Annotated in this window: 12 protein-coding genes; 5 read left to right on the forward strand and 7 right to left on the reverse strand. The window is 41.4% G+C overall.

The window, feature by feature from the left end:
• Position 1: 1 nt before the first annotated feature.
• Complete coding sequence (gene gshB / locus B2Y23_RS08750; RefSeq protein ID WP_291370267.1) at positions 2–946, reverse strand: glutathione synthase; 945 nt, start codon at positions 944–946, stop codon at positions 2–4.
• 116 nt (positions 947–1,062) lie between these two features.
• On the opposite strand from gshB, the gene B2Y23_RS08755 reads away from it, so the two are divergent.
• Positions 1,063–1,254 carry a DUF3565 domain-containing protein gene (locus B2Y23_RS08755; protein ID WP_291354181.1) on the forward strand — a complete coding sequence of 64 codons (192 nt, stop codon included), beginning with the start codon at positions 1,063–1,065 and terminating at the stop codon, positions 1,252–1,254.
• Between the two features lie 2 nt (positions 1,255–1,256).
• Here B2Y23_RS08755 and B2Y23_RS08760 read toward each other — a convergent pair whose 3' ends face one another.
• Positions 1,257–1,826 (reverse strand): hypothetical protein, encoded by a 570-nt coding sequence (locus B2Y23_RS08760; protein WP_291370269.1) that lies wholly within the window; start codon positions 1,824–1,826, stop codon positions 1,257–1,259.
• A 298-nt stretch (positions 1,827–2,124) separates the two neighbouring features.
• Positions 2,125–2,775 (reverse strand): orotate phosphoribosyltransferase, encoded by a 651-nt coding sequence (gene pyrE / locus B2Y23_RS08765; RefSeq protein ID WP_291354183.1) that lies wholly within the window; start codon positions 2,773–2,775, stop codon positions 2,125–2,127.
• Positions 2,776–2,815: 40 nt separating this feature from the next.
• On the opposite strand from pyrE, the gene B2Y23_RS08770 reads away from it, so the two are divergent.
• Both B2Y23_RS08770 and B2Y23_RS08775 read left to right on the forward strand, forming a co-directional pair.
• Positions 2,816–3,634 (forward strand): exodeoxyribonuclease III, encoded by an 819-nt coding sequence (locus B2Y23_RS08770; RefSeq protein WP_291354184.1) that lies wholly within the window; start codon positions 2,816–2,818, stop codon positions 3,632–3,634.
• 468 nt (positions 3,635–4,102) lie between these two features.
• Positions 4,103–4,450, forward strand: coding sequence for a Spx/MgsR family RNA polymerase-binding regulatory protein (locus tag B2Y23_RS08775; RefSeq protein WP_291354185.1), 348 nt, complete (start codon positions 4,103–4,105; stop codon positions 4,448–4,450).
• A gap of 74 nt (positions 4,451–4,524) precedes the next feature.
• Here the strand turns inward: B2Y23_RS08775 and B2Y23_RS08780 are convergent, their stop codons facing one another.
• Positions 4,525–4,962, reverse strand: coding sequence for a DUF2147 domain-containing protein (locus B2Y23_RS08780; protein WP_291354186.1), 438 nt, complete (start codon positions 4,960–4,962; stop codon positions 4,525–4,527).
• 153 nt (positions 4,963–5,115) lie between these two features.
• Here B2Y23_RS08780 and B2Y23_RS08785 point away from each other — a divergent pair, with 153 nt between their 5' ends.
• Positions 5,116–6,027 (forward strand): alpha/beta hydrolase, encoded by a 912-nt coding sequence (locus B2Y23_RS08785; protein ID WP_291370271.1) that lies wholly within the window; start codon positions 5,116–5,118, stop codon positions 6,025–6,027.
• A gap of 83 nt (positions 6,028–6,110) precedes the next feature.
• Here B2Y23_RS08785 and B2Y23_RS08790 read toward each other — a convergent pair whose 3' ends face one another.
• Positions 6,111–6,677 (reverse strand): FMN-dependent NADH-azoreductase, encoded by a 567-nt coding sequence (locus B2Y23_RS08790; RefSeq protein WP_291370273.1) that lies wholly within the window; start codon positions 6,675–6,677, stop codon positions 6,111–6,113.
• Between the two features lie 257 nt (positions 6,678–6,934).
• Here B2Y23_RS08790 and B2Y23_RS08795 point away from each other — a divergent pair, with 257 nt between their 5' ends.
• On the forward strand, positions 6,935–8,134 hold the full coding sequence (locus tag B2Y23_RS08795) for a GGDEF domain-containing protein (RefSeq protein WP_291370276.1): 1,200 nt from the start codon (positions 6,935–6,937) through the stop codon (positions 8,132–8,134).
• Here the strand turns inward: B2Y23_RS08795 and B2Y23_RS08800 are convergent.
• Positions 8,131–8,811 (reverse strand): glutathione S-transferase family protein, encoded by a 681-nt coding sequence (locus tag B2Y23_RS08800; protein WP_291370280.1) that lies wholly within the window; start codon positions 8,809–8,811, stop codon positions 8,131–8,133. The two genes, B2Y23_RS08795 and B2Y23_RS08800, sit on opposite strands and share 4 nt — an antisense overlap.
• Positions 8,812–8,815: 4 nt before the next feature.
• Positions 8,816–9,637, reverse strand: an 822-nt coding sequence (locus tag B2Y23_RS08805; protein ID WP_291370278.1) for a thioredoxin domain-containing protein, incomplete at its 5' end; no start/stop codon positions are given.

Consider the following 9,637-nt stretch of genomic DNA (forward strand, 5'->3'; position numbering starts at 1 on the left):
CTTAGGCCGTTAAACCTGCTTCCAGAACATTAAATAAATCATCAGCAATTGATGTTCCAAACTGGTCATCAATTTCACGGATACAGGTTGTACTGGTAACATTAATTTCAGTTACGTAATTGCCTATCACATCCAGACCCACAAAAATCAGGCCTTTTTCACGTAAGTAAGGACCTACTTTTGCAGCAATGGCTTTATCATTTTCACTTAAAGGACGAGCTTGCCCCAAGCCACCTGCTGCCAGGTTGCCACGTACTTCGCCATTTTGTGGAATACGTGCCAGACAGTAAGGGACAGGTTCACCATTAATCATCAAGATACGTTTATCCCCCTCTACAATTTCCGGGATATAACGCTGTGCCATAATTGGTCGCGTGCCATTATTGGTCAACATTTCAATGGTTGATCCAATATTGATGCCATCTTGATATAAACGGAAAATACCGGTACCGCCCATACCATCCAGTGGTTTGACAATTACATCGACATGTTCTTTCAGAAACTCGCGAATCAAGCTGTCTTGTGAAGTCACCAAGGTTGGTACCTGAAGCTCAGGGAACTGGGTAGCAAACAGTTTTTCATTACAGTCACGCAGGCTTTGCGGCTTGTTGATAATCCATGCCCCTTCACGCTCTGCCTGTTCCAGGATATAGGTGGTATAGACAAAGTTCATATCGAACGGAGGGTCTTTACGCATTAACACCACGTCATACGCAGCAATGGATTCTTTTTTCTTTTCGCCCAATTCATAATAATGGTTATAGTCTTCAAACACTTTCAGAGGTGAAATCAAACCGAAGGCTTTACCTTGATCGATATATAAATCTTGCTGTAATGCATAACCTAACTCATGTCCACGGCGCGACGCTGCCCACAGCATTGCCATAGAGGAATCTTTTTTCAGGTTTACATTTTCGATGGGATCCATCACAACAAGTACGCGCATATCGATCTGCTCATGTATTTTTAAATTGAGAAAAGTATAGCGGAGTTTAATCTTTCTTTTTTCTCAATTTTAGTAAAGCTTGTATCGAATACTTGGAAAGCTCACAGGAATACTTTATGCAACAAGCCATTATTGGATTTCATTTAGATGAAGAAAATCATTGGGTCGCAGACCTCGCTTGTGGGCATACCCAGCATGTACGGCATAACCCGCCTTGGCAAAACCGCCCTTGGGTAATCACTGAAGAAGGACGCAAAGAAAAATTAGGTGTGATGTTGGAATGCAAGAAATGTGATGAAATAATTTGATTTCATTTATTTTGCTTTCTCAGTTGTTGGATAGAGAATTTCTTATCATTTTTTTTATATTTATATACTCTGTTTATTCTACCTAGCCTTTGATCACGCTCTTTTATAAATTTTATCTCATGTAATCTTCTCTGTAGTTCAAATTCATCCCATTCATTTTTTTGATCATTAAATTTTCTTTCTACTAATGAATACTGTTTTTTAAGATTTTGATTAATATCACCTATATCTTTCTGCATTTTCTCCAATACTTGAGGTACAGACTCTTCAAAAGGTTTCCCTAGTTTATAAGTATCCTTATACTCAGATGCATCTATTTCATATTCACGAATAAATTTTTTACCGTTCAGATCCGTAAATTCTACTCGTGCAATTATAATTGTCTTAAAAAAATCATCACTTGTTATTCCATCGTGATCACCTCTATAAAAATTCAAATATCTAGTATTTTTGTAATCTAAAGGCGCTAAATAATTAACTCCGTCCATCATAAACTTAGAGCTATTGAATATATTTATTATACGCCGAGCTATATTTGTAGATTCATTATTTAATGATGGATGTGGCTTCAAATGAATCTTAAGATTAAAAGCTCCACCTCTACCAGTATTCGTTAATTTTAGCCGTAAAAGACTAATGTGATAGTCTATGGTTTCTAGCTTTACATCAACAAAAGGGTCTGTTTGAGCTTTGCGAAGTTCCCTATTTTCTTTTCAACCTAAGAATGTTGCTATCGATGCGATACTTGCTGCAATAGCTGAAAAACTAGCTACTAATAAATTCCAGTCTAGATGCATTTTAATTTTTAGAAAAAAATAAAGCCCTATCATGGATAGAGCTTTATTAAAAATCAATAGTTTGTATTAAGTATTAGATACCGTATTTCACACGATATGCTTCCATTTTCGCTAAAGCGTCTTTGTCACCTTTCGCATCCAGGAAATCCATTAAATCTTTCATGGTAATCAATGCATGCACAGGAATTTCTAATTCTTTTTGCACTTCCTGAATCGCAGACAATTCACCTTGACCTTTTTCCTGACGATCAAGCGCAACCAATACACCGGCAATTTGTGCACCGGCATTTTTAAGAATGGTCACCACTTCACGAATGGCAGTACCCGCAGTGATCACATCATCAATAATCCAGACTTTTTTGCCTTCAACAGAAGCACCAACCAATACCCCACCTTCACCGTGATCTTTGGCTTCTTTACGGTTAAAGCCCCAAGGCACACTCACGCCATGATTTTGTGAAAGTGCAACAGCAGTTGCCGCAACAAAGGGAATACCTTTATATGCAGGGCCAAAAATCACTTCAACGTTGTCACATTCAGTTAATTTTGCAGCATAGCCTGACGCCAAGCCAGTCAAGGCTTCGCCGTCATTGAGCAAACCTGCATTAAAAAAATAAGGACTCACACGACCCGATTTTAAAGTAAACTCACCAAATTTAAGCACACCACGTGATAATGCAAGTTCGATAAAAGCTTGAGGGTTAAAAGTCGCTTGCGACGTCATGAGGTGCTCCAAAATTCATAAATAGAGGTAAGACTTGCGCATGATACCAAAGAGTAGCTATCCAAGTGATCAAAAAATTCTAAGAGTCGTTTCAATTAACGTAAATGGCTTGCGTTCATCAGTGACCAAAGGTTTGCTGGAATGGATGGAACAGTCAGATGCCGATGTCATTTGCATGCAGGAAAGCCGGATCACCCATGCGCAGTGGACTGAAAAATTTAGACCTGAAGGCTGGTACACACATCTGTTTCCGGCAGAACGTGCAGGCTATGCCGGTACCGCCATTTATAGCCGCCTGCCTTTTGTTTCGGTCAAAGATGGCTTGGGTTTCGAACTGGCAGATTCGCAAGGCCGTTTTATTAGCGCTGAATTCGATCTAGGTTTGGAAAAACCTGTTCATATCTGTTCACTGTATTTACCTTCAGGTTCATCGGGTGAGGAAGCGCAAGCACGTAAAGATCACTTTTTAGATCAATACCAAGACATTCTAAAACAATGGCGTGATGAAGATAAATCGATCATTGTCTGTGGTGATTACAACATTGTGCATAAACGCATTGATATTAAAAACTGGACAGGTAACCAAAAATCTTCCGGTTGTTTACCACACGAACGTGCCTGGCTAGATCATATTTATGATGATTTGGGTTATGTCGATACTTTCCGTGAAGTACGTAAAGAAGCCGAACTTTATTCATGGTGGTCAAACCGAGGCCAAGCCCGTGCCAAAAACGTCGGTTGGCGCATTGATTATCAGGCCTGCTCACCGGACTGGAAAGCACGCACAGTCAATGCTTGGGTATATAAGGACAACTGGTTTAGCGATCACGCACCGGTCATTATTGATTATAAAATCTAAACAATAACCTCATGTTGAGTGAACAACTGTTCACTTAACACCCTCTAAAATCCTACACCACTTGACGCGTTTGTGTATTTTTATACAACTGTTTTAAGCGCATTATACTCACACGGCACAGGGATATGTCAGGAAGACAGCAAAAGGATAGGACGCCGTAGGATGAAACAAAATAAACCACTTCGGTAGCTTATTTTGCAAGGATGTGACAATGGACGTTGAAATGAGACCCGCATGATCAGGATGATTAAATGCGGGTTTTCTCTATTTGAGCTATACAATTTTTTATAGCCACCACACCAATCAAAAACTAAGTTATTTTTCTCTATGCCACTATATTGGCAAATCTCAATGTCAGTTTGATGACAGCTAAATCTATTTCTTAATTTTAATACTTTTAATTCACTCTAGAGCTTGCAGGCGATTTTCGCTACGCTATTGAACAATAGAAAACGGATTAATTGACTTATGCTTAAGATTTATGGCATCAAAAACTGTAATTCAATGAAAAAGGCCTTTGACTTGCTGAATGAACTCGGCCTTGCCTATGAGTTTCACGATTACAAGAAACATGGCATTGCTGCTGAAACGGTAAAAACCTGGCTGGATGCCAAAGGTCAGGACGTTATTCTTAATAAAAAAGGCACCACTTGGCGCAAACTCAGCGAAGCGGAACAACAAACGGCTTTGGCCAGTGAAGACAATCTTATTGCAGCGCTCACTCACCAGAACAGCTTAATCAAACGTCCAGTGCTTGAAACCGCTTCAGGTTATATTGTGGGCTTTGATGAAGAAGCATATGGGGCATTAAAGTAAACCTTCTGTCCCAGCAATATTAAAAAGCCTGAGAATGTCAGGCTTTTTTGTTTAATCCATTTGGCTCAGCAAACTTAGTTTGCACGAATCCAGGTTTGGTTACGACCTAACACTGATACGCCAATAAAGCCGCGTAATTCTAGCGTTTTACCGCCATTCGCGATTTCACCCTTTAACTTGTAAGTTTTGCCTGAAGAAGGGTCAAGAATGGTGCCTTCATCATAATTTGTGCCGCCCACATTTTTAAGACCGTGCACGATCTTTAAACCTTTTAGAGATTTATTATGGTATGGACCTTCACATTTTTTACACGCCTGTTCTTCGCCCGGTGTCAAAACTTTTTGAATACTCGCAGACAATGTGCCATTTTTTTGTTCAGTAAATTTTACGATTGCTTTCGGTTGTTTTGTTTTATCGTCAATCGTTTTCCAAACAGTTCCATTTAAAGGATCAGCAGCATTCGCCAAAGCTGTTAATCCGAGCAATCCTAATGCAAGAGCAATTTTTTTCATTTTTTTTCGTTTCCTAGTCTAGTGTAGACGGCCTTAGTATTAAAAATTCACAACATATTTGCAATTTTTCCGTGTGACCGTTTAGTGTAATCTTGTAACTTGAAATGGTAAATATCCAGTCATCTCCAAAAGATAGAACAAGATGGAAAAAACATGAAGATAAGTCCGTTATGGAAACAATTAATTACAGAAAGATTTTTAAAAACCACGATTCGTCTGCCGAGCCAATTTAATTTACCCCCGAATTCAGCACGTTTTGCGATAGAACAAATGTGTCGGTTATTTCCGCAGAATAAGGACGTGAATATTCGTCCAATCCGTCTTGCCGGTTTGCGTGCTGAAGAAATCAAACCTCAGAATGAGGCCACACAGCTGATTTTACATATTCATGGCGGTGCATTCTTTTTAGGATCTTTAAATACCCATCGGGCATTTGTCTCTGACATGGTGGCACGTACCCAAATGCAAGCGCTGCACGTTGATTATCCTCTGGCGCCGGAACAGCCTTTTCCGGAAGCGCTGGATGCACTGTTTGATATCTACAGTACTCTGCTGGTGCAGGGCATACAGGCCAAGGATATTATTTTGTCTGGCGACTCCTGCGGTGCCAACCTGGCTTTGGCCTTGGCGCTTAAAATTCGTGATGAACAGCTGCCTCAGGTCAGTGGGCTGATGCTGCTATCCCCCTTTCTAGATTTAACCCTGACCAGTGAATCTTTACGCTATAACCAGCAACATGATGCCTTATTGTCGATTGAAACCTTAGAAACAGGGATTGATTATTACGTCCCGAAATCTATGGATAAGTCACATCCCTCTATTTCTCCCCTGTTTGCAGATTTAACCGGATTACCCCCGACCCTGGTACAAGTAGGATCAAAAGAAATTTTACTGGATGACGCGCAGCGTTTTAAGGAAAAAGCCGAACAGGCCAATGTAGAAGTGACCTTTAAACTCTATACCGGCATGTGGCACAATTTTCAGATGTTCTATGCCTGGTTCGATGAAGCCAAGCAGGCCATGGCAGATCTGGCCGAGTTTGCCCATGCATTGGATCAAACCTAAATTTATCTAGTGATGAGCTATATTCCATAAAAAAGGTCAGCCGAAGCTGACCTGAGTGAAATCATAGCGTGCATGATTTTAAATTATAGACTTTGTACCTGAGCTAAAGCGCTGGCAATCGCCTGATCTTTTGACTCTGCACCCATATTCACGCCTTCTGCACGAATAATTTCGACATCACTGACACCGGTGAAGTTAAATACAGTTTTCAAAAAACCTTCCTGAAAATCTGCCGGGCTATTTTCACCATATACACCGCCACGACTGCTGGCGATATAAGCTTTTTTCTCACCCGCCAGACCAACAGGACCATTTTCAGTATATTTAAAGGTTTTACCCGCCACACTAATACGGTCAATCCAGGCTTTTAAAGTAGAAGGCAAGCCAAAGTTATACATTGCTGCCCCTACTACAACTACATCAGCCTCCAGATACTGCTGAATAATTTTTTCACCTAAGGCTGCCTGTTCAGCATCTTGCCCCATCAAAATTTCAGCGGTTAAATGTGGAATAGTCTGTTTTGCCAAATCCAGATATTCTACGGTTGCATCTGCATGCTTGGCTTGCAATTGACTGACAATTGCCTGACTCAACTGACGTGAAACAGAGGCATCACCTAAAATACTAGAATCGATATGTAAAACTTTCATGCCTGTTACCTTCATCTTTATTTATTCACTGCAGACATTTTAATCGAACACAAAAAATAGAATAATATGCCTACACATGACACACCGTTCCATTTTTAAAACAACGACACTATAAGCTCAGTACTTTTTTACCCAAAAGTACAAAATATAGCCATTACCATGTACGAAAAAACGTGCTATGTTGTGAATTATTAAAAATAAATCTACTTAACTCACATTAATTCAGAATTTAAAGAACTAGGGATTACATCTATCGAATGAAGCCAATCTTTTCACCGAATCACACCTTCACGTTCAAAGAAAAAATTGCGAAATACCTGTTAGAAGATGGGGGCGTAATGAACTGGAGTGTCCTGAATAAATGCATTTTGATGCTGATTTTAGGAAGTTCGGTGCATCTGATCTGGATTATCTGGAAAGTATTCGTACTTTTATCACCTGACGTCTGGCTCTGGGTAAATTTACCCTTGCTCAAACTACAGCTAGAAATGAATATCCTGATGTTGGCCATCTTTATTGGGCTGATTTACCCATGTTCGGTATGGCGTAAAAAAGCCTGGGTACAGCAATACCTGCCCTATATATCTGTAGGCATTTTGGTCATTTCCTTATGTCGTGATGGGTATGTGGTCGGCGTGCTCAGTCCGGCCACCATGATCACGTATATGTGCCTGCTCACTGTAGGTTTAGTGCTGTTTAGCCGTAAAATCGTTTATTTTGCCCTTATCCCCGCCACATTATTTTTATTGGTCTGCGGCTATTTAAGTGTACAAGGTCAGATCAGTTACGGACCGCTATTTTACCTACACACCCTGCCCTACCAAAATATGTTTTGGGTTCTCACGATGATGTATTTCATCGTCCCTATTTTAATTACCTGCCTCATTTTATTTGAAATTTTACTCAGTCAGTGGCGTCACCGGGAAAAACTGATTCAACATTTAAGTCAGGTGGATCCGTTAACCAATGCGCTTAACCGACGCAGCATCAATTACTGCCTGGAAAAACTGGAACGTAAACCAAGTCAGTCTTATGCGCTGGTGTTAATTGATCTGGATCATTTTAAGCGTATTAATGACCATTATGGGCATGATAAAGGTGATGAAGCCCTGATACAGGTCAGCCAAATCCTGTCTCATATGATTCGTGATAGTGATGTAGTCGGCCGATTTGGTGGAGAAGAATTTATTCTGATTCTGAATCAGTCTTCTTTGGAACAGGCACACAGTATTGCGGAACGTTGCCGCCAGGCGATTCAACAAGTTGCTCTATATAGTGATGCGGGAGAAATCATTCCAATCACTGCAAGTTTTGGTATTGCGCTATCCAGCCACTCAGTAAATCCACAACAATTGCTCAGCCAGGCAGACAAGGCACTGTATGTTGCCAAAGCCTGCGGGCGCAATCAGGTCAAATGCTATCAGGAAGAGTTGTTTACTGAACCCAAACCCTGCTAAAGCGGCTGCTGTTGATACGACTCTAAATAATTTACCCACATCTCTTCTTTCAATGCCCCTTCAATCCACAATTTCATGGCCGGATGCCGCAGCATGGTCTGCATATATTGCTGTGTAGATTCACCGACAGGTAAGGCATAGGTCATGAGCCGGGTTACCACCGGAGCATAAAATGCATCGGCAATGGAAAATTCACCACATAGAAATCCGTTCACATCGGGACGTTCTGACCAAATCTGCTCGATACGTGCCACCTCCTGACGAAGTTCGGCATTGTCCTGCCACAAGTGTTTGCCTACCTCAGCTAAATGGGCGCGAATATTCATGCCACAGGCATTGCGTAAACTGGCAAATCCACTGTGCATTTCCGCCGTAATACAACGCGCCCGTGCCCGCTGTTTCACATCTTGCGGCCATAAATGCTGATCTGAGTGCTGTTCGGCCAAATATTCACAAATCGCCAGTGAATCCCATAACATCAAGTCATGATCGATCAATACCGGAACTTTACCATTGGAGTTAATGGCCAATACATCCTGTTTGAATGTGCCGGTGTTACGTTCTACGGGAAAGGGAATCATGATTTCTTGAAACGGCAAATGAAATGCCTTGAGCACTAACCAAGGGCGCATAGACCAGCTGGAATAATTTTTATTGGCGATATAAAGCTGATACATCACATTATGATCCTATCTGCTGTTGAAACAGATCAAGCTGTTTCAGTAATTCAGTCTCGTTAAAAGCACCGGTTAGACGTAAACCACGAATTTCCCGTTGCGTTGTATCTAAGAATAAATAGGTAGGCGGCCCTAAAATATCCCACTGATTCAATAAGGCCTGATGCGTTGCATCATAGTCACTCAAATCCAGTTTAATCAGAAAATACGGCGCAAGAGCTTGTTGTACTTGAGCCGATTTTAGCACCCGATGTTCAATAGGCTGACAGGCCACACACCAGTCTGCATAGACATCAATAACAATTGCCTGATTGGATGGCACACTGCTTAAGAGCTGCTGAAATTGATCTGCTGTTTTTGCCACATGCCAAGTGGCATGGGTGCTGCTCTGCCCGACAAAAAACCGTTGGCTGTGCTGATATTGAGTATAGGCCAAATAGGGAATCGCCACGAGTAAGACCAGTACATATAAAGCCCGGAGCGGGGTCTGTTGCCGAATGCGAAAGAGAATATAAGCAATAAAACAGATGCCCAGACCCAAACCTGCCCATTGCAACCAGGCCTCAGAAATGAGCGGACGAATAAAATACAGTGCCAGGGCTAACATAATAAAGGCAAACAATACCTTAATCTGGTGCATCCACAGCCCTGCTTTAGGCAGTACCTTGGAACCTAATACACTGGCCAGTAGCAAGGGCGTGCCCATACCAAAACCCAATGTGAACAGTAAGATTGCGCCCTGCCACTGACTTTGGCTTTGCGAGATAAATAACAGTGCCCCGGCCAGCGGAGCAGTCATGCAGGGACCCACCAGCAGTGCCGAGAT

Origin of the sequence: Acinetobacter sp. UBA5934 (assembly GCF_002430855.1) — a bacterium.
Lineage (GTDB): Bacteria > Pseudomonadota > Gammaproteobacteria > Pseudomonadales > Moraxellaceae > Acinetobacter.

Coding starts and splice junctions, on each gene's coding strand:
- gshB (WP_291370267.1), bottom strand. CDS start 946: ATGCGCGTACTTGTTGTGATGGATCCCATCGAAAATGTAAACCTGAAA.
- B2Y23_RS08755 (WP_291354181.1), top strand. CDS start 1,063: ATGCAACAAGCCATTATTGGATTTCATTTAGATGAAGAAAATCATTGG.
- pyrE (WP_291354183.1), bottom strand. CDS start 2,775: ATGACGTCGCAAGCGACTTTTAACCCTCAAGCTTTTATCGAACTTGCA.
- B2Y23_RS08770 (WP_291354184.1), top strand. CDS start 2,816: ATGATACCAAAGAGTAGCTATCCAAGTGATCAAAAAATTCTAAGAGTC.
- B2Y23_RS08775 (WP_291354185.1), top strand. CDS start 4,103: ATGCTTAAGATTTATGGCATCAAAAACTGTAATTCAATGAAAAAGGCC.
- B2Y23_RS08780 (WP_291354186.1), bottom strand. CDS start 4,962: ATGAAAAAAATTGCTCTTGCATTAGGATTGCTCGGATTAACAGCTTTG.
- B2Y23_RS08785 (WP_291370271.1), top strand. CDS start 5,116: ATGAAGATAAGTCCGTTATGGAAACAATTAATTACAGAAAGATTTTTA.
- B2Y23_RS08790 (WP_291370273.1), bottom strand. CDS start 6,677: ATGAAAGTTTTACATATCGATTCTAGTATTTTAGGTGATGCCTCTGTT.
- B2Y23_RS08795 (WP_291370276.1), top strand. CDS start 6,935: ATGAAGCCAATCTTTTCACCGAATCACACCTTCACGTTCAAAGAAAAA.
- B2Y23_RS08800 (WP_291370280.1), bottom strand. CDS start 8,811: ATGTATCAGCTTTATATCGCCAATAAAAATTATTCCAGCTGGTCTATG.